18 protein-coding genes are annotated in these 18,862 nt (G+C 75.3%); 11 read left to right on the top strand and 7 right to left on the bottom strand.

Going from position 1 to position 18,862, the window contains the following annotated elements:
• Positions 1-139: 139 nt before the first annotated feature.
• Positions 140-1,669, bottom strand: a complete 1,530-nt coding sequence (locus ACFQBR_RS23270) for a class I adenylate-forming enzyme family protein (RefSeq protein ID WP_344178753.1) — start codon at positions 1,667-1,669, stop codon at positions 140-142.
• A 39-nt stretch (positions 1,670-1,708) separates the two neighbouring features.
• Positions 1,709-3,028, bottom strand: coding sequence for a phenylacetate--CoA ligase family protein (locus ACFQBR_RS23265; protein WP_352986028.1), 1,320 nt, complete (start codon positions 3,026-3,028; stop codon positions 1,709-1,711).
• A gap of 364 nt (positions 3,029-3,392) precedes the next feature.
• On the opposite strand from ACFQBR_RS23265, the gene ACFQBR_RS23260 reads away from it, so the two are divergent.
• From ACFQBR_RS23260 to ACFQBR_RS23235, 6 genes are all read left to right on the top strand, one after another.
• The gene (locus ACFQBR_RS23260; RefSeq protein WP_344178757.1) at positions 3,393-4,679 is read left to right on the top strand and encodes a threonine synthase; all 1,287 of its coding nucleotides are present in this window, start codon (positions 3,393-3,395) and stop codon (positions 4,677-4,679) included.
• On the top strand, positions 4,667-5,809 hold the full coding sequence (locus tag ACFQBR_RS23255) for an NAD(P)/FAD-dependent oxidoreductase (RefSeq protein ID WP_344178759.1): 1,143 nt from the start codon (positions 4,667-4,669) through the stop codon (positions 5,807-5,809). Before ACFQBR_RS23260 ends, ACFQBR_RS23255 begins: the two co-directional genes overlap by 13 nt.
• A gap of 11 nt (positions 5,810-5,820) precedes the next feature.
• The gene (locus ACFQBR_RS23250; RefSeq protein ID WP_344178761.1) at positions 5,821-7,119 is read left to right on the top strand and encodes an aspartate aminotransferase family protein; all 1,299 of its coding nucleotides are present in this window, start codon (positions 5,821-5,823) and stop codon (positions 7,117-7,119) included.
• Entirely contained in the window at positions 7,116-7,940 is an 825-nt protein-coding gene (locus ACFQBR_RS23245) for a class I SAM-dependent methyltransferase (RefSeq protein WP_344178763.1), read from the top strand. Before ACFQBR_RS23250 ends, ACFQBR_RS23245 begins: the two co-directional genes overlap by 4 nt.
• Before the next feature lie 119 nt (positions 7,941-8,059).
• Entirely contained in the window at positions 8,060-8,881 is an 822-nt protein-coding gene (locus tag ACFQBR_RS23240; protein WP_344178764.1) for a TetR/AcrR family transcriptional regulator, read from the top strand.
• Between the two features lie 135 nt (positions 8,882-9,016).
• The gene (locus ACFQBR_RS23235; RefSeq protein WP_344178766.1) at positions 9,017-10,309 is read left to right on the top strand and encodes an FAD-dependent oxidoreductase; all 1,293 of its coding nucleotides are present in this window, start codon (positions 9,017-9,019) and stop codon (positions 10,307-10,309) included.
• Here ACFQBR_RS23235 and ACFQBR_RS23230 read toward each other — a convergent pair.
• Positions 10,306-11,265, bottom strand: coding sequence for an EamA family transporter (locus ACFQBR_RS23230; protein ID WP_344178767.1), 960 nt, complete (start codon positions 11,263-11,265; stop codon positions 10,306-10,308). The two genes, ACFQBR_RS23235 and ACFQBR_RS23230, sit on opposite strands and share 4 nt — an antisense overlap.
• A gap of 110 nt (positions 11,266-11,375) precedes the next feature.
• Here ACFQBR_RS23230 and ACFQBR_RS23225 point away from each other — a divergent pair, with 110 nt between their 5' ends.
• Entirely contained in the window at positions 11,376-12,275 is a 900-nt protein-coding gene (locus ACFQBR_RS23225; RefSeq protein WP_378554396.1) for a LysR family transcriptional regulator, read from the top strand.
• A 131-nt stretch (positions 12,276-12,406) separates the two neighbouring features.
• Here ACFQBR_RS23225 and ACFQBR_RS23220 read toward each other — a convergent pair whose 3' ends face one another.
• Both ACFQBR_RS23220 and ACFQBR_RS23215 read right to left on the bottom strand, forming a co-directional pair.
• Entirely contained in the window at positions 12,407-13,624 is a 1,218-nt protein-coding gene (locus ACFQBR_RS23220) for a saccharopine dehydrogenase family protein (protein WP_344178770.1), read from the bottom strand.
• Positions 13,621-14,628 carry a glutathione S-transferase family protein gene (locus ACFQBR_RS23215; RefSeq protein ID WP_267945678.1) on the bottom strand — a complete coding sequence of 336 codons (1,008 nt, stop codon included), beginning with the start codon at positions 14,626-14,628 and terminating at the stop codon, positions 13,621-13,623. Before ACFQBR_RS23215 ends, ACFQBR_RS23220 begins: the two co-directional genes overlap by 4 nt.
• 265 nt (positions 14,629-14,893) lie before the next feature.
• Between ACFQBR_RS23215 and ACFQBR_RS23210 the strand changes: the two genes are divergently transcribed.
• Together ACFQBR_RS23210 and ACFQBR_RS23205 are read left to right on the top strand one after the other, a co-directional pair.
• Entirely contained in the window at positions 14,894-15,223 is a 330-nt protein-coding gene (locus ACFQBR_RS23210) for an ArsR/SmtB family transcription factor (protein ID WP_344178771.1), read from the top strand.
• The gene (locus ACFQBR_RS23205) at positions 15,220-15,699 is read left to right on the top strand and encodes an SRPBCC family protein (protein WP_344178772.1); all 480 of its coding nucleotides are present in this window, start codon (positions 15,220-15,222) and stop codon (positions 15,697-15,699) included. Before ACFQBR_RS23210 ends, ACFQBR_RS23205 begins: the two co-directional genes overlap by 4 nt.
• A 51-nt stretch (positions 15,700-15,750) precedes the next feature.
• On the opposite strand, the gene ACFQBR_RS23200 is transcribed toward ACFQBR_RS23205, so the two are convergent.
• On the bottom strand, positions 15,751-16,677 hold the full coding sequence (locus ACFQBR_RS23200) for a zinc-binding dehydrogenase (protein ID WP_344178773.1): 927 nt from the start codon (positions 16,675-16,677) through the stop codon (positions 15,751-15,753).
• A gap of 111 nt (positions 16,678-16,788) precedes the next feature.
• Between ACFQBR_RS23200 and ACFQBR_RS23195 the strand changes: the two genes are divergently transcribed.
• Positions 16,789-17,460: a TetR/AcrR family transcriptional regulator gene (locus tag ACFQBR_RS23195; RefSeq protein WP_344178774.1), complete on the top strand. Its 672-nt coding sequence runs from the start codon at positions 16,789-16,791 to the stop codon at positions 17,458-17,460.
• 18 nt (positions 17,461-17,478) lie between these two features.
• Here the strand turns inward: ACFQBR_RS23195 and ACFQBR_RS23190 are convergent, their stop codons facing one another.
• Positions 17,479-17,847 carry a VOC family protein gene (locus tag ACFQBR_RS23190; RefSeq protein ID WP_267945683.1) on the bottom strand — a complete coding sequence of 123 codons (369 nt, stop codon included), beginning with the start codon at positions 17,845-17,847 and terminating at the stop codon, positions 17,479-17,481.
• Between the two features lie 185 nt (positions 17,848-18,032).
• Here ACFQBR_RS23190 and ACFQBR_RS23185 point away from each other — a divergent pair, with 185 nt between their 5' ends.
• Positions 18,033-18,464 carry a PPOX class F420-dependent oxidoreductase gene (locus ACFQBR_RS23185; protein WP_267945684.1) on the top strand — a complete coding sequence of 144 codons (432 nt, stop codon included), beginning with the start codon at positions 18,033-18,035 and terminating at the stop codon, positions 18,462-18,464.
• The last annotated feature ends 398 nt before the right edge of the window (positions 18,465-18,862 follow it).

Here is an 18,862-nt window from a genome sequence, read left to right as displayed (position 1 = left end):
GCACGCGTGCTCCCCCGAGTCCTCCGCCCCTCCGGAACCACGCGCCGACACCGGTGTGCGCCCCTTCCGCACCGGGCGGCGGCAGGACGGCGCCGCGGCGGCCCGGCGCGAGGGGATGCGCGCCGGGCCGCGCCGCGGGTCATCCCGCCGGGGCGGGCGGGGAGGCGTGCCAGCTCCGCAGCGTCTCCCGGCACACCTTGTAGGCGGGAGTCTGCGGGATGCGCGACACGAACATGACCGACGAGGGCACGTGGTTCGGTCCGAGCCGCCCCCTGACCAGCTCCCCCAGCTCGGACTCCGCGGGCTCGGCGCCCGGCGCGACGACCACCGCGGCGTGCAGGGTCACGCCGTCCTCGCCGCGGACGTCGAAGGCGGCCGCGTCGAGCACGTGCGGATGCTCCTGGAGGAGGGCGTCCACCTCGGCGGTGAAGACGGTCTCGCCGCCGACCACCACGGCACCGCTCGCCCGTCCCAGCAGGGTGAGCAGGCCCTGCTCACCGAGGCGTCCGACGTCCCCCGTGTCCAGCCACCCGTCCCGGAGCACGCGCGCGGTCTCCTCCGGCCGCCCCAGGTACTCGTCCATCAGGAGGGGCGTGCGCACCCACACCCGGCCCCGCTCGTTCACGCCGAGCGCCCGCCCGGCGGGGTCGCGGACCTCGACCCGCACCCCGGGGATCGGACGGCCGCAGCTGCGCACGGCCTCCCCGCTCCCGTCGGCGTAGTCCTCCGGGGCCAGCCAGGCGATGTGCCCCGCCTCGGTCTGCCCGTAGGAGCAGTGCACGACCGGCCCCAGCCGGGCCGTCGCCCGCCTGAGCAGCGCGGGGCTGACGGGCCCTCCGCCGGTGACGACGCAGCGCAGGGAGGACAGGTCCGCGTCGGCCGTGTCCGGGTGGTCCAGCAGGGGGCGCAGGTAGGTGGCCGGTATCGCCGTGTGGGTGATCCCGTGCTCCCGTACCGCGGCGCGAAGGGAGTCCGGTTCGCAGTCCGCGAGGGAGGCGACCCGGCCCCCGGTGATCACGGTGGCGTCGCCGAGGGCCCGGATCGGGCCGACGAGCCGGTCCGTGAGGAGCGTGCGCACCGGGCCGTCCGCACCGGCGAGGAGGCGCGCGAGCCACGAGGCGTTGGAGCCGGGGGCGGAGCGGAAGCGCCGCACCACCGCCTTGGACGGCCCGGTGGAACCGCTCGTCAGGCCGATCGAGCGCGGATCGCCCGGGCGCGCCAGCGACCCGAAGGGCAGGGCCGAGTGTCGTCGGCAGGCCTCGAACAGGTCCTCCCCCGCCTCCGAGGGCGCCAGGGTCCAGAGCCGGACGCCGGGGAGGCCGGCGGCGGCCCTGAGCGCGTCGGCGCCGACGGCGCCGGGGTCGGCGACCACGGCCGTCGCCCCGCACTCCGCCACGAGCCGCGCCCGCTCCCCGGGGGGCAGGGCCGCGGGGACGTCCATCTGCGCCGCGCCCACGAGTTCGACCGCGTGGGAGACCACGTACAGCCGCGTGCTCGCCGGCCCCAGGAGGACGGCGGTGCGCCCCGGTCCCAGGCCGCCGTCGAGGAGTGCGCGGGCGACCCTGTACACGAGGTCCAGCGCCTCCCCGGCGGTCATCTCCCCCTGCCCGTCCAGGAAGGCGACGCGGTCACGGTCGGCGGCAAGGGCTTCCAGCACTGTCATGGTCATGGGGGGTTCCCTCTCCTCTGGTACGGCAGGACACCGGCCTCAGGGGCGGGCCGTGTGCGGCTCCGGTTCGGAGCCCCGGGCGACGGCCTCCGGCGCGGGCCCCTGGTACATCGCTCCCGTCCCCGCCGACGCGCCCGCCGGGGACAGGTACCGGGGCTTGGCGGTGAACGACCGCCGGGTCAGCTCCTCCAGCGGCACGAGCGTCCCGGCGGGCACCACCTCGACCTCGGGTCCGACGCCCAGGACCCTCTCGACCTCGCCGGCCAGCGCCGCGGAGACCTCCCCGGCGGCGCCGTCCCCCGCCTCGACGCGCACGCGGAGGACCCCCTCGTCCTCGACGGCCCGCCAGAAGAGCACCCCCAGTTCGGACGGCAGGGAGAACACGGCCTCCTCCACGTCCGAGGCGAACACCCGCTCCCGGCGCCCCCGCAGGGAGACGCCGTGGTCCCAGCGCCCGGCCACCCGCACCCGGGGCAGGGCCCAGCCGCAGGGGCAGCCGCCGTAGGAGAGCTCCACGAAATCACCGGTGTCGTAGCGCACCAGCGGCATCGCCTCGCGGAACAGGGTCGTCAGGACCAGCCGCCCCCGCCCCTCGAAGGAGGCGGTCCCGGTCGCGGGGTCGAGGACCTCCGGCAGGTAGCGGTCGGCCCACAGGTGGAGGTTCCCCTCGGGGCACTCACCGCCCAGGTTGGACCCGCACTCGGAGTTGCCGTAGCTGAGGTGGACCGCGCAGCCCCACAGCTCCTCGATCCGGCGGCGCCGGGCCGGGCTGAGCGGCTCCCCCGCGCTCAGCAGGGCGCGCAGGCCGGGGGCGTGGGCGCGGGGGGACTCCCCGGCCAGGCGGGCGCAGGCGGCCCACAGCAGCGGCTCGGTGGGCAGGGCCGCGGCCACGGTGACGCGCAGGTCGCGCAGCAGCCGCAGGACGCGGGGCAGGGGCATGGCCGTGGAGCGCGCGTCGGCCGGCACCACCAGGGCCCCGGCCGCCCGGGCCGCGGCGTGCACCTGGTGCGCGATGGTGACCATCGCGTACGGGACGCGGACCAGCACGGTGTCCGTGTCGGCCATGCCCAGCCTGTTCCGGCCGAAGCGGTCGAGCATCTCCGCCCAGTCGGCCCCGGTGTGGAAGGAGGCGGTGGGCGCCCCCTCGGACGTCCCGCTCGACTCGTGGTACGAGACGAGTGCGCGGCGCGGGACCGCGACCATCCCGAAGGGGTAGCTCGCGCGCAGGTCGTCCTTGGTGGTGAGCGGCAGGCCCTCCAGGCCGGCCAACCCCCCGGGGAGGCCGTCGCCGAGGCGCCCGCGGTAGAAGTCGCTCCGGCCGGCCCGGCGGAGCGCCTCGGGAATCCGCTCCTCCCACATTCCTTTCAAACCGTCGAAATCGGACCATTCTCCGACACCCGGAAAAACACCGTTGATCATGTGCGTTCTTTCCCTTATCGGGGGAGCTCGACCAGGGCAAGCCGTCGTCCGTCAGAAAATCTCCGGAGGAATGATTCCCGTCGGCGATTACAGGGAAACAATTATTTTGTACCCCTTCGGCCTCCTCCACCAGGGTATATAACCGACTAATTCGACACACTCCACACCGAATCCCCCGCTGCCGGGAACGACGGTCCCCTTTTCTCACACCGTTCACCCGAGTTCCCCACGGCGTTTTCGGACAGTCTTCAGGCACCACCATCGGAAGGTTCCCATGGGGTTCAACCTGCACTACGAAGCACTCATGAGAGATTCCTCGTCCATCCGCCGGGGAAGCGGCTTCTCACTGGCGTGCGTGGTCTGCGGCCGGTGGAAGGACGACGGCCCGGCGAACCGCTGCGGCGAATGCGGCGGAGCCGTCGACGCCATTCATGACCTCGGTTCCGTATCCCTCGAAAAGGGACACAACCCCCTCCAGACCTACTTCGACCTGCTCCCCCTGCGCTCCCGGGACAGCGCCGCCTGGCTCGGCGAGGGGGACACGCCGTGCTTCCCCGCCGAGGAGTTCGGCCGACGCGTCGGGCTCTCCCGGCTCGTCCTCAAGGACGAGAGCGCCAACCCGACGCTCAGCACCAAGGACCGCATCGCCTCCGTGGGACTGTCCCGCCTCGCCGAACTCGGCGTGAAGCGGTTCGTGATGGCCTCCACCGGCAACAGCTCCACCTCCTACGCGCGCGGGGTCCAGCTCCTCGACGGGGTCGAGATGGCGCTCTTCTGCGGTCGGCGCTTCCGCCACCGGCTCAACTACCCGGACCACGACGCGGTCTCGACGTACCTGGTGGAGGGGGACTTCGTCTCGGCGGGTGCGGCCGCACGCCGCTTCGCCGACCGCACCGGGGCCTTCTTCGAGGGCGGGTTCTTCAACCTCGCCCGCAGGGAGGGGCTGAAACTGGCCTACCTGGAGGCGTTCGACCAGATGGACGCGCCGCCCGAGTACGTGTTCCAGGCGGTCAGCAGCGGCATGGGCCTCCTCGGCGCCTACAAGGGCGCCCTGGAGTACCGCTTCCTGGGCCGGCTGTCCGCGCTCCCCCGGTTCGTGGCCGTGCAGCAGGAGAGCTGCGCCCCCATGGCGCACGCCTACCACGAGGGCGCGTCCGCCATCTCCGAGCGGCACGTCGTCAGGGAGCCGCACGGCATCGCCGAGGCCATCCTGCGGGGCGACCCCACCCGGACCTACCCCTACATCCGGTACGTCTGCGACACCACCGGGGGCAGGATCCTCGCGGTGGACGAGTCCGAGATCCGCGAGGCCCGCGACCTGCTGGAGGAGACCGAGGGGGTGAGCGTCTGCTACGCCAGCGCGACCGCCCTGGCCGGAACGGTGCGCATGCGGCGCGAGGGGACGCTCCCCCCGGACGCCCCGGTCCTGGTGAACCTCACCGGCGGCGTCCGCACCGGGTGGCCGACGCCCTCGCGCCACCGCGTCGTGGACGCGGTCTGGCCCGAGGGGCCCGTGGGCTGGGACGGGGAGCCGCCGGCCGCCGAGGACGCGCGGACGACACCGGCGGAGGACGACGCATGCGCAAGGTGACCGTCGTCGGCGGGGGAATCATCGGCGCCTCCGTCGCGTGGAACCTCACCCTCGCCGGGGCGCGCGTGACCGTCCTGGAGCGGGAGCCGGTCCCGGCCTCGGTCACGAGCGCGGCCTCCTTCTCCCGTGCCACGGCGTTCGGCAAGGCGCCCCGGGCCTACTTCGAGCTGAACCGCGCCGGGCTGGACGAGCTCCACCGGCTGCGGGCCGAGGGCGTCCCCGGGTTCCACCCGTGCCCGAGCCTGGTCTGGGGCGACGACCCGCCGCGCCTGGAGGACGCCGCCGCCACCGCGGCGGGGTGGGGGTACGCGGCCCACTGCGCGGACCCGGCCCGCACCGGGCTCCCGGCCGGGGTCGGCCCCGCGGCACTGCCGACGCTGGTCGCCCGCCTGCCAGAGGAGGGGTGGGTCGACCTGCCCCCCATGGCGGCCTGGCTGCTCGGCGAGGCCCGGGGCCGCGGGGCGGACGTCCGGTTCGGGGCGAAGGCCGCCGCGGTGCGCACCGACGCGGACGGAACCGTGCGCGCCGTCGGCCTCGCCGACGGCGGCACGGTGGAGACCGACGTGGTGGTCAACGCCGCCGGGGCGCAGGGGCAGGAGGTCGCCGGACTCGTCGGCGGACCGCTCACCCTCGGGCCCACCCTGGGCCTTCTGGCCGACCTCCCCCTGGCCGGTGCGACGGACGCCATGCTGCTGGGCCCGGACGTCAGCGTCCGCCCGTCGGGCCCGGACTCCGTCCTGGTGCGGTCGGACACCGTCGACGCCCGCATCGGCACGGCCCGCCCCTGCGCCCGGCGGCTCGACGAACTCCTCGCCGAGCTGGTCGGCCGCGCCGCCGCGGTCCTGCCCGGCCTCCGCGGCGCCCGCCCGGAGCGGGTGCGCCTCGGGACGCGCGCCTACCCGGCCGACGGGCACGCCAGCGTCGGGTTCCTGGACGCCGTGCCCGGCTACTACGAGGCCGTCAGCCACAGCGGGGCGACGCTCGGTCCGCTCCTGGGCAGGCTCGCCGCCGAGGAGATCGTGTACGACCGCCGCGACCCCCTGCTCGCCCCCTTCCCACCCGACCGGTTCGGCACGGGGACCCCGGCCGGCGCCGGAGCCCGCCACGCGACCGCGAACGCGACACAGTAGGAGAGACACCGATGACGGACACCAGCACGAACGCGACGGCCCCGACCTCCAACAAGGCGGCCTACGACGGCATCCACACGGTCGTCGCGGGCGGGGTCAGCAGCAACATGCGGGCCAGGGGCGTCGTGACGCCCCTCGTCGTGGAGTCGGCGTCCGGCTGCCGCATCCGCGACGTGGAGGGCAACGAGCTGATCGACGCCAACATGGGCTACGGACCGCACGTCTTCGGCTACGCCGACCGGGAGGTCACCGACCAGATCGCCGACCAGTTCGGGCGGGGGCACCTCACGGGGCTGCCGCACCGCTTGGACCGCGAGGCGGCGGGCCTGGTGGCCGAACTGGTCCCCGGCGTCGAGCAGCTGCGGTTCGCCAACTCCGGCACCGAGGCGCTGATGTCGGCGGTGCGGCTGGCGCGCGCGACCTCGGGCCGCCCCCTGCTCCTCACCTTCGAGGGGCACTACCACGGCTGGAGCGAGACCCTGCTGCGCGCCCCGGGGGCCGAGGGCTACCGCCCCCGGCCCGGCGCGGCGGGGATGATCCCCGAGGCGATGAACCACACGATCCAGGTCCCCTGGAACGACGCGGCCGCCGTGGAGCGGGTGTTCGCCGAGTACGGCGGCGAGCTGGGCGCGGTCCTCTGCGAGCCGGTCCTGGCCAACGCCGGGGTGGTGCCCCCGGCCCCCGGCTTCCTGGAGCTGCTGAGGCTGCGCACCCGGGAGAAGGGCGCGGTGCTGGTCTTCGACGAGGTGATCACCGGGTTCCGGGTGGCACGCGGAGGCGCCCAGGAGCGGTACGGCGTCGTCCCCGACCTGACCGTGCTGTCCAAGGTGATGGGCGGGGGCTTCCCCGTGGCGGCCTTCGGCGGGTCCCGCGAGGCCATGGAACCGCTCACCACCTACGAGGCGTTCCACGCGGGCGTCTACGCGGGCAACCACGCCGCGCTGCGCGCCGTCGCCGCCACGCTGACCAAGATCCGCTCCGCCCCGGACCTCTACGACGACCTGGAGGCCCTGGGCGCGTACGCCGAGGACCGCGTCCGCGAGGCGGCCACCGCCGCCGGGAGGCCGGTGCTGTTCGAGCGGGTCGGCTCCGTGCTGTCGATGGCCCTCCTGGACGAGGCGTCGGCGGTGGACCGCGCCGCACACCGCGCCCTGCAGTCCGCCTGCCAGCGGCGCGGGGTGTACTTCCACCCCAACCCCGACGAGCCCTGGTTCCTGAGCACGGCCCACACCGAGGAGGACATCGACACGATCGCCGCGGTCCTGAAGGAGTCCCTGGCACAGGCCCCGGCCACGAGGATCGTCCGGTGAGCGGGCCTCCCCGGGTGAACGTCTCCGTGTACGACAGGTGCGCCCCCGGGTACGACCCGCACGTCTCCTACTTCCGGACGTTCGGACGGCGTCTGGTGGACCTGGCGGCGCCCGCTCCCGGCGAGCGCGTGCTCGACGTCGCCGCCGGCCGGGGCGCGTGCCTGTTCCCGGCCGCGGAGCGCGTCGGCCCCGGGGGCAGGGTCGACGGCGTCGACCTCTCCCCCGCGATGGTGGCGCACCTCGCGGCGGACATCGAGGCGGGCGGCACGGCCAACGCGTGGGCCGCGCGGATGGACGCCCAGGCCCTCACGGTCCCGGAGTCCTCCTACGACGTGGTGCTGTGCGCCTTCGCCCTGTTCGTCATGCCCGACCCCGGGGCCGCGGTGGACGGCTTCCGCCGCGCGCTCAGGCCGGGAGGGCGCTGCGCGGTCTCGGTCCCGTCCATGACCCTGGTGCCGGGCGACGTCGAGGAGGTCCGGGAGGTCTTCCGGTCCTACGCCGAACGCTCCGGGAGCCCCGTCTTCCGCCGGAGGATCTACGGCGTGGACCCCGGAGCCCTGTTGGAGGCGGCGGGGTTCACCGACGTCCGGGCCCGCGAGGAGACCGCGCGGTTCGTCTTCCGCGACACCGCCGCGTGGTGGGAGTGGACCTGGTCCACCGGCATCCGGTCCTTCTACGAACACCTCCCCGCCGACCTGCTGGAGGAACTGCGCCGGGAGCTCTTCGCGCTGCTCGCACCGCTGGAGACCCCCGACGGGCTCCCGCCGGGGACGGAGCGCCCGCGCTTCGCGACGGCGAGGAGGCCGGAGGCGGACGGTTGACCCCCGGCACCGCGTGAGGAGCGCGAGGCGCAGGAGGTACGGGGCACGGGGCGGGAGCGCGACGGGTTCGCGCTCCCGCCCCCTTGCCTGGAACTCGGTTACGGGTTACCTTGAAGGTGATGTCAGAACCAACACGCAGCACCGTCCCGGACGACCTCGTGGGCGCGGCGGTCCGCGCCGCCGAGAACCTGGGGAAGGATGTGGCCGACGTGCCCCTGGTCGCGATCGCGGAGGAGGCGGGCGTCTCCCGCAGCACTCTGCTGCGCCGCGTCGGAGGCTCCCGCGGGGCCCTGGACGAGGCGGTGCGCGCCGCCGGAGTCGACCCCGGCGGAAGGCGTCCGGTCAGGGCGCGCGCCGTCGAGGCCGCGGCGGGGCTGATCAGCGGACAGGGCCTGGCCTCCGCCACGCTGGAGGCGGTCGCCGCGTCCGCGGAGTGCTCGGTGCACAGCCTCTACGCGGCCTTCGGCGGCCGGGACGGGCTCCTCCGTGCGGTGTTCGAGCGGTACAGCCCCATCCTCGACCTGGAGGAGGCGGTCGCCCGGCCCGGGGAGGACCTCCGGACGCGGGTCCACGGGATCTACCGCCTGGTGGCGGCCGGGCTCGGCCGGGAACCGCGTGTGCTGCCCGCCCTCCTGGCCGACGTGTTCGCCCGGCCCGAGGGCCCCGCCGCGGACCTCGTCTCCCGGCTCGTCTTCCCGCGGATGCTCGCGGGACTGGGCGCGTGGCTCGCGGGGGAGGTCGCCGCGGGCCGCATCCGCGACCTGCCCGTCCCCCTGCTCATGCAGCAGATGATCGGCCCGATCGCCGTCCACTCGATACTGCGCCCCGCCCTCCGGGGCGTGCCGGGCGCGGATCTCCCCGACCCGGAGGAGACCTGCGCGGTGTTCGCCGACGCGTTCCTCAGGGCCGCCGCGATCCCGCCGGAGCCGCGCACCGACTGATCCCGAGGAGCCGTCCATGCACAGCCCGCCCACCGCAGTCACCGCCGACACGTCCGCCGCCCCGCCCGAGCCGGCCCGCAGCGCGCCGGCGGGCCCACGCCGCCCGACCGCCCCGACGACCTCCCGGGAGTCCCGATGAACGACAGAACGACCTGCGCGATCATCGGCGGCGGCCCCGCAGGGATGGTCCTGGGGCTGCTCCTGGCACGCGCCGGCGTCGAGGTGACGGTGCTGGAGAAGCACGCCGACTTCCTGAGGGACTTCCGCGGGGACACCGTCCACCCCTCCACCATGGACCTGCTGGACGAACTGGGGCTGGGCGAGCGGTTCGCCCGGCTCCCGCAGAGCAGGCTGAGCGGGGCCGCGTTCCCCGTCGGCGGCGGACGCACGGTGACCGTCGCGGACTTCCGCCTCCTGCGGGTGCGCCACCCCTACATCGCGATGGTCCCGCAGTGGGACCTGCTGAACCTGCTGGCCGAGGCCGGCCGGGACGAACCGGGGTTCACGCTCCGCATGAGCACCGAGGCCACCGGTCTGGTGCGCGAGGCCGGCCGGGTCGTCGGCGTACGCCACCGGCCCCGCGCCGAAGGGCCGGGGAACACCGGGGAGGACGGGCCCCCGGGCCGGGACGGGGTCCTGCGCGCCGACCTGACGGTGGCCTGCGACGGCCGCTGGTCGCTCGCACGCCGCGAGGCGCGCCTGCCGACCCGGCGGTTCCCCGTGGGGATCGACGCCTGGTGGTTCCGGCTGCCCGGGGATCCGGCGGACGGCAGGGCCCTGACGCCGCGGGCGGGTCGGGGCCGGTTCGCCCTGGTCATCCCGCGCGAGGGCTACCTCCAACTCGCCTACATCGCGCGCAAGGGCACCGACGCCGCGCTGCGCGGGAGGGGGATCTCGGCCTTCCGGGAGGACATCGCCGAACTGATGCCGGAACTGGCCGACCGCGTCGGGGCACTGGGGTCCATGGACGAGGTCAAGCACCTGGACGTGCGGCTCGACCGGCTGCGGCGCTGGCACGCCGACGGGCTGCTGTGCATCGGCGACGCGGCGCACGCGATGTCCCCGGTCGGGGGCGTGGGCATCAACCTCGCCGTGCAGGACGCCGTGGCCGCGGCCGACCTGCTGGCCCGGCCGCTCCTGCACCGGTCGGTCACCGGCCGCGACCTGGCGGCGGTCCGCAGGCGCCGCCTCCTGCCGACCGTCGGCGTCCAGCTCCTGCAGCGGATGATGCACCGCGGGATGGTCGAGCCGATCATCCGCGGCAGGCGGCCGGGCCCGCCCGCTCCGCTGCTGGCCCTCCTGACACGCGTGCCCCGGCTCGCGTACGTGCCCGCCCGCCTCATCGGGGTGGGCCTGCGCCCCGAGCACGCACCGGACTTCGCCCGGCGCCCGCCGGAACGGCCCGAACCGGGCGCGGCTCCCGGCTAGGCCCCCGGGACGGGGACCGGGCGGGGCCCGTCCGGGTCGCCCTCCGCCCCGGGAGCGGGGGGCGCCGCCGCACCGGGGACCGCCGGGGCGCCGCGCCCGGCGCCCCGGCGGCCGAGCGAGGCGAGCGCGACCCCGCCGACCAGGAGCACGGCCGCCACCAGGCTCAGCGGGGTGACCCTCTCACCGAGCAGAAGCGCGGCCGAGGACATGCCGAACACCGGGACCAGCAGCGAGAAGGGGGCCACGGTGGAGGCGTCGTAGTGGCGGAGCAGGAACCCCCACGCCCCGAACGCGAAGAGCGTGGAGATCCAGGCGACGTAGACGATCACGCCCACCCCTGCGGGGTCCAGTCCCCTCAGCGCGGCCAGGCCCGCCTCGGGCCCCTCCACCAGCAGCGACAGGGCGAACATCGGCAGCGGCGGCACCAGGCTGACCCAGACCATCCAGCTCAGGGCGTCGGGGGGCGCGGCCTTGCGGGTCAGCACGTTGGACAGCCCCCAGAACGCGGCGGCGGCCACGACGAGCACGAAGCCCGCCACCGGCCCCGTGGCGCCCTGGTCGTAGGCGGCGACGCCGATCCCTCCCAGGGCGACGGCCATCCCCGCGCAGCGGACGGGACCGGGCCTCTCCCCGAGGAGGACCGCGGCGATGACCGCCGTGAACACCGCCTGGACCTGGAGGACCAGGGACGCCAGTCCGGCCGGCATGCCCAGGTCCATGCCGAGGAAGACCAGTCCGAACTTGGCCACGCCCAGCACCAGGCCCACGAGGACGACCCAGCCCAGGGCCACGCGGGGGCGGCGCACGAAGAAGACGGCGGGAAGGGCCGCCGCCAGGAAGCGCAGGGCGGAGAACAGGAGCGGCGGGAAGTGGTCGAGGCCGACCTCGATGACGACGAAGTTGACTCCCCACACCAGGGCGACGAGGACGGCGAGGAACGTGTGAAGGGGACGCATGGAACCGATGATGGGGGGACCCCTGGTTTAAGCACCAGCGAAATGTCCTACATACTTCTCTTCAGCAATGCTGAACGATCAACGGTGCCCGACCGACGGAGGACGCTCCCGTGCTCGACCTCTCCAGGCTCCGCTCCCTGCATGCGGTGCACGTCCACGGTTCCGTCAGCTCCGCCGCCAAGGCGCTCGGCTACACCCCGTCGGCGGTCTCCCAGCAGATCGCCAAGCTCGAACGTGAGACCGGGACCACACTCCTGGAGCGCCGGGGGCGGGGGGTCGTGCTCACCGACGCCGCCGGGACGCTCGTGGGCACGGCCGCCCGGGTGCTCTCCCTCGTGGAGGAGGCCGAGGTGGCGCTGGAGGAGCGGCGCGGGAGGCCCACCGGGCGGCTGACCGTGGCCGCCTTCTCGACGGCGGCGCGGGGCCTGCTCCCCGGGGTGCTGGCCGAACTGGCGGCGACCCACCCCGCTCTCGACCTGCGCCTGTTCGAGGAGGACCCCCACGCCACCCCGCACATGGTCGCCCAGGGCACGGTGGACCTGGCCGTGGTCCACGACTGGGACATCGCGCCGATGACCGTTCCCGACGGGGTGTCCCGGGAGGTCGTCGGCGAGGACAGGTGCGATGTCCTGCTGCCCCGCGACCACCCGCTCGCCGACAGGGCGGTCCTGCACCGCGAGGACGTGGCGGACGCCCGCTGGATCTGCCAGCCGCCGGGGACCGTCTGCCACGACTGGCTGACGCGCACGCTGCGCTCCGTGGGGACCGAGCCCGACTTCGCCCATTTCGTGGCCGAGTACCAGACCCAGATCGCCCTGGTCGGGGCCGGCCTGGGCGTGGCCCTGGTCCCCCGCCTGGGACGCGGCGACCTCCCCGGCACGGTCGTGGTCAAGCCGCTGGACCCCTGCCCGGTGCGCGGCGTGTCCGTGCTCTGGCGCGCGGGGACCTCGCGCCGCCCCGCCGTCGCCGAGGCCGTCCGGATCCTGCGCGAGCACGCCCGCTCCCTCTGAGGGCCCGATCGCGCCTCCCCCGGGGCGCGGCTCCCGCGGCGCGGGGCACACGGCCCCCCGCCGCCCCGCGGGCACGGTTCCCGCACGGCGGCCCCGCCGCGGCCGCGCGTGCGCTCCGGGTCCGCACGTCCCTACGACCAGTGGGCCCGGACCCGGAACCCCAGGTCCGGGAGCCGCGCCGTCAGCGCGTCCCCCATGGCGGTGGCCGTGGTGACCTGCCCCGCCACGGGCGGGAGGTCGTCGAAGGCCAGGCACAGCGCGGACTCCGCGAGCATCCTCGCGGTCTCCCCGTAGCCCGGGTCTCCCCCCGACACCTCCGTGACCACGCGCTCACCGCCGCCCTCGCCCAGGAACACCACCGTGAACCACGACCGCTCGCGCCGTTCCGGCGACGGTCCCTCACCCGCCCCCATCCGCTTCAGCAGCCACTCCCGCGCTGGCGGTACCTGCGCGAGCGCCGCCAGGCCCAGAGCGCCCCCGGCGATCCCGACCGCGCTCGGCAGCCTCCCGACGGCCGCGTAGTGGCCGTAGGAGAAGTCGGGCCCGTAGCGTTCGAGCGCCCGGGCGGAGCGCAGGACGACCTGCGGGTCGACGGTGGGCAGCGGCAGGGCCCAGACGCCGAGCCTGCCCTCCCGGCGCGGCACGGGGGGCAGCCCCCGCACCCTGCGGCCGCCGTCCCCTTCCGACCGCTCCCGCTCCCGGCGCCGCCGGGCGGCCGCGGCTCCCGCCCCCAGGCGCGAGAACGCCGTCACCGCCGAGTGGAACGTACCCCCGGACACGGCGGCCGAGGCGCTGACGAACCCCTCCACCCGGAGGGGGACCCCCTCGGGGAGGAGGCCGACGGTGAAGTACGCGCCCAGGTCGTGGGGCACGGAGTCGAAACCGCAGCTGTGCACGATCCGGGCCCCGCTGTCGACCGCCTCGGCGTGCCGGCGCAGGTAGGTGCGGTCGACGAACTCGGGTTCGCCGCACAGGTCGACGTAGTCCGTCCCCGCCCGCGCGCACGCCGCGACGAGCCCGTCGCCGTGGCGGATGTAGGGCCCGACCGTCGTCGCGACCACCCGCGACGCCTCGGCCACCGCCCTCAGCGACACCGGGTCTCCCGAGTCCGCGACGAGCAGGTCCAGGCCCGCCAGCGCGGGGTCGGTCCGCGCCAGCCGCTCCCTCACGGCGGCGAGCCGGCCCTCGTCGCGCCCCGCGAGCGCCCACCGGGTCCCGGCCGGCGCGTGCCGGGCCAGGTACTCGGCGGTGAGCCCGCCGGTGAACCCGGTGGCCCCGAACAGGACCAGGTCGTACCTGCGCGGGCGGGGGCCGCCGGGGCCCGCGGCTCCTCCGCCGGCGGCGGTCATACGCGCTCGCCCTCGGGCACCGGGCCCGGCGCGGTCCCCGCACCGAAGGGGCTCCCGCCGAGTTCCTCGCGGTGGTGGGCGGTGAGCCAGCCCCGCGGATCGGGACCCGCGGCGATGATCCTGGTCGGGTTGATGCCCGTGTGCACGTAGTAGTAGTGGATGCGGATGTGGTCGTGGTCGGTGGTGTCCCCGAAGCCCGGCGTCTGGAACAGGTCGCGGGCGTAGGCCCACAGCGCCGGGTACTCGGCCAGCTTCCTGATGTTGCACTTGAAGTGGCCGTGGTACACGGAGTCGAACCGGACCAGGGTCGTGAACAGCCTGATGTCGGCCATCGTGACGGTGTCGCCGACGAGGTAGCGCCGGGCGGCGAGGCGCTCCTCCAGGGCGTCGAGGCGGGCGAAGACCCCGGCGACCGCGGCGTCGTAGTGCGCCTGGTCCGGTGCGAAGCCCGCGCGGTAGACGCCGTTGTTGAGGTCCCGGTAGACGTCCGCGCCCAGGGCCTCGATCTCGTCGCGCAGCGGCGCGGGGTACAGGTCCGGCGCCCCGTCCCGGACGAGGCCGCCCCACTCGGTGGCCATGTCCAGGGAGAGCCGGTCGTAGTCGTTGGAGACCAGGTGCCCGTTGTCCACGTCGACCAGGCCGGGAACGCTGACACCGCCGTCGTAGTGCGGGTCGCGTGCGAGGTAGGCCTCGCGCAGGGCGTGGATGCCGAGGACGGGGTCCCTGTCCCCGGGGCTGCCGGTCTCCTCGGTGAACACCCAGTGCGGGTCCCCGTCGATGTCCTCCTGCCGGGGGTCGGTGACGGCGAGGGAGACCGCTCCCTCCAGGCCCATGAGCCGCCGCGTGACGACGACCCGGTGCGCCCAGGGACAGGCCCGGCTGACCACCAGCCGGAAGCGTCCGGGCTCGGCGGCCCGGCCGAACCGGCCGTCCGCGGTGACCCTGTCGTCGAACGCCGCCGGCTCCCGCCTGATCTCCTCGGTCGGAATCCTGTTGGCCCTCATCCCGGCTCCTCTCGGACGCGCTGTCACGGTCGGAGCCGCATCGTATCCGCCCGCGGCCCGCCGTTCCCGGCACGGCGGGCGCGGCCGGGGACCGGCACGCCCCCGGCCGCGCCCGCCCGGCGCTCCCCGCTCGCGGAGCCGGTCGGCACGCGGGCCGGGAACCGCTGCTCCGCGCCCGCGGCGGCTCCGTTCCCCTCCCCTGACCGGAAGCCGGCAACACATTCATGCCTTGGCGGACATATAATCGAAGAGGCATACTGATCGCATGCCCGACCTCTTCTCCGTTCTCGCCGAACCCAGCCGCCGCCGCATCCTGGACGCGCTGCGCGAGAGCGAGGGACTGCTGGTCAAGGACCTGGTCGCCGCCCTGGGCCTGTCGCAGCCCAACGTCTCCAAGCACCTGCGCGTCCTGCGCACCGCGGGGCTCGTCTCCGAGAGCGCCGAGCGCCAGGGGCGGCGCTACCGCCTGCGGGCGGAGGGACTGCGCGGCGTGGACGCCTGGCTGGACCCGTACCGCGCCTTCTGGACCGACAGGCTCCAGGACCTGGGCGACCACCTCGACTCCACCCGTACGCACGAAGGGCCACCGCGATGACCACGCACGTCCGCGTCGACACGAGCACGCCGGGCTCTCCCGTCCTGCACTTCACGCGCCGCTACCCGCACCCCAGGTCGGCCGTCTGGGCCGCCCTGACGACCGGCGAGGCCCTGAGCCGCTGGTTCCCGTGCCGGGTGGAGATCGACGCGCGCGAGGGCGGGGCCCTCACGCTGACCTTCCCCGGGGAGGAGCCGGAGACCGCGCCCGTCACGGAGTTCGACCCGCCGCACGCCCTGGCGTTCCACTGGGCCGGGGAGGACCTGCGCTGGACCCTGGAGGAGGACGGGGACGGTTGCGTGCTGCGGCTGTCCAACACCGTCGTCGACCCGGAGTGGACGGCGAACACGGCCGCGGGGTGGGACACGTGCCTGGAGGGCCTCGCCGCGGCCCTCGGCGGGCGGCCCGCCCCGCAGGGGACCGGCCCGGACGAGGAGCTCGTCGCGCACTACAGGCAGCTGTTCGCCGCCGGGTGAGCCGGGAAGGGCCGCGCCGCCCGCCCCGGTCGATCCGGGACGGGCGGGCCCTCAGAGCAGGTCCAGGACCGCCTTGCCGTGCAGCTGCCTGCCCAGCAGGAGCTCGACCGCCTCCGCGGCCCGGCCCCAGCCGCCGCGCCAGGACGTCTGCGGGTCGAGTTCGCCCGCGGCCACCCGGGCCGCGAGCCACGTCAGGTCGGCGGCGAGCCCGGGGGCGGCGGGGAGGAAGAAGGTGACGAGCGAGCGGTCGTGGCGCCCGCCGTCGCCGATCAGCGCACCGTAGGGGAACTCCTCCCCCTCCTCGGCCGCGTGGCCCACGGCGACGAGGGTTCCGTGCGGCGCCAGGAGGCCGTAGGCGTCCACCAGCTGTCGGCCGCCGACCAGCTCCACCACCCCGTCCACCGGCTCGGCGACCCGGTCGGGGGAGGCGACGACCTCGTGCGCGCCCAGGGCGCGCAGGCCGTCGCCGTGGCGTGCGGGCGCTCCCGTGGACGCGATCACGTGGGCCCCGCCCCGCCTCGCCAGCTGGACGGCGTAGCGGCCGACTCCGCCCGAGGCCCCGGTGACCAGCACCCGCTTGGCCAGGATCGGACCGATGCGGTGCAGGGCGCGCAGCGCGCTGGCGCCCGCGACGGGAACGGTGCTGATCGCCCCGGGGTCGGCCCCCGCCGGGACGGTTCCGACCATCGCGGTGTCCACGGCGCGCAGTTCGGCCCACGCCCCGTCCGCGCCGAGGGTCACCACGGGGGTGCCGGCTGGAGGCCCCGAGCCGTCGGCAGCCGCCCGCTCCACCGCCCCGGCGGCGTCCCAGCCGAGCACGGCCCCCTCCGGCGCCTTCCGGATACCGGAGACCTCGCCGTGGTTGAGGGAGGTCGCCGTCACGCGGACCAGCGCCTGGTGCGGCTCCGGACGGGGGTCGGGGACCCGGCCGAGCCGCAGCCCTCCGTGAACCGAGTGGTCGACGAGCAGTGCGCGCATGGGAGGTCCGCCTTCCGAGCGATGAACAGGGCAACGGCCACAATAGTGCCGGTGATAGGCATAAGCCGTCAACCAGCATTTACCTGTGAAGCGCATGCTAGGCTGACCGCCATGTCGACCGCTACGTCCCCTTCGTCCCCCTCTTCACCGCGGCCGTCCCTGTCCCTGCGCGAACGCAAGAAGCTCCTCACCCGGCAGCGGCTGGTCACCACGGCCCTGGAGCTGTTCACCGAACACGGCTTCGACGGCGCGACGCTCCACGACCTGTGCGAGGCCGTCGAGGTCTCCGAGCGCACGTTCTTCCGGAACTTCACCAGCAAGGAGGACGTGGCCCTGGCCCCCGGCCGGGACCTGTGGACGGCCTGCCTCGGCGAGCTGGAGACCCGTTCCCCCGGGGACTCGACGCTCCTGGGGTTCCTCCAGGACGGGCTCCTGGCCGCCCTCGACCGGACGGGCGACGAAGGATGGACGCGGCAGCTCCTGCTCAGCCAGAGGCTGGCCGAGCGGACGCCGTCGATGGACGCGCAGGCCCGCCACTTCTGCGACCGCACGACCCGCTCGGCCATGGCGATCCTGTACCGGCGGCTCGAGCTCCCCGCCCCGGACGACCTGGGGGCGCGGCTGGCGCTCGACATGCTCGTCGCGTCCTTCAACCAGGCGCTGGGCGACTGGGGGACCCAGGCCGGAACGCCCGGCGCCGACGACCTCGCGCGCCGCCTGCGCGCGGCGTTCGCCGTCCTGCCCGGCCTCCCCGGGATCGCCTACGGCCCGCGGCCCGCGTAGCCGCGGACGGGGCCCCGCCTACGCCTCCCGCGCTCCTTCGAGCTGCTGGACCAGGCAGAACTCGTTGCCCTCGGGGTCGGCCAGGACCGCGATGAGGTCCCCCGCCTCCTCGAAGGTCGGACGCACCCTCCGGGCGCCCAGCCGGACCACCCTCTCCGCCTCGGCCTCCAGGTCGGGCACGACCATGTCCAGGTGCATGCGGTTCTTGCCCCGGGAGGGTTCGGGCACCTTCTGGAGCAGCAGGTCCGGCCACCGCCCACCGGGGTCCAGGAGGGCGAGGTAGGAGGGGTGCCGCCGGGTCTCCTCCCGCACGAAGCCGAGGGCCCCGCACCAGAACCGGGCCGTCTCCTCGAGGTCGTTGGCGTCGAGCACGCAGACCAGGCGCATACCTGCCTCCAGGGGTGGTGGCGGCGGCCGGACCGTGCCCGGCCGTTCGGTGCCGCACACCCTACGCCGGAGCCGGCTCCGCGTCACGCAGGCCCCGCGCGGCGGACCCCGCCGCCCTTCCCCCGTCCGCCCCGCGACCGCACGTCCTACGGCGACGGCCGCCCGTACCCGGTTAGGCTCCCGGCATGACAGCCACAACGTTCGATCCCCGCACCCTGCTCGCGGAGAGCCGGCTCGGCGTCCTCGCGACCATCAAGGCGGACGGCCGCCCCCAGCTCTCGCCCGTCATGCCCTTCTACGACCGGGAGGCGGGCGTCATCCACGTCTCGGTCACGGAGGGGCGCGCCAAGACGGCCAACCTCCGCCGGGACCCCCGCGCCACGCTGGAGGTGACCAGCGGGGACGGCCGCGCGTGGGCCACCGCCGAGGGCGTGGCCTCCCTGACCGGCCCGGGCACGGACCCCGAGGGCCCCGAGGTCGAGGCGCTGGTCGGCTACTACCGCCTCGCCGCCGGCGAGCACCCGGACTGGGACGAGTACCGGGCGGTGATGGTCTCCGAGCGCAGGGTGCTGATGACCATGACGGTCGACCACGTGTACGGCGCCAGCCTGCGCTGAGGCCGCCGGGGACGACCGCTCCGCGACGGTCGGGAGCCGCAGGAGGAGGGGCCCGCCGGGCGGCGGGCCCCTCCGTCCGGGCCGACCGCCCGCCCCTGCCCCGCGCCGCGACCCCCTCGCCCCGGAGGAGATACGGGGCGAGGGGGTCTTGTCACACCAGGGCGGGGTTCCTACGATGGGGCTGCTGTCGAAGCGCTTCGACACACCCCTGCACCCCGCTGTCGAATCGATTCGACTCCGGCTGACGAGTTCCTACGACGGCGACCCCCCGGGTGGCGGGGTCCTCCGCAGACCGAGCCTCCCCGCCCTCCGACGACCCCGCCCGACCCGGCCCGGTGATCCGATCACCGGGCCGACGGCGACACCCCCCGCGGCCCGCGCCACGACGCGACCGCACC

Source organism: Nocardiopsis tropica (assembly GCF_042660575.1).
Classification (GTDB): domain Bacteria; phylum Actinomycetota; class Actinomycetes; order Streptosporangiales; family Streptosporangiaceae; genus Nocardiopsis; species Nocardiopsis tropica.
This window is presented reverse-complemented; position numbering and strand designations above follow the sequence as displayed.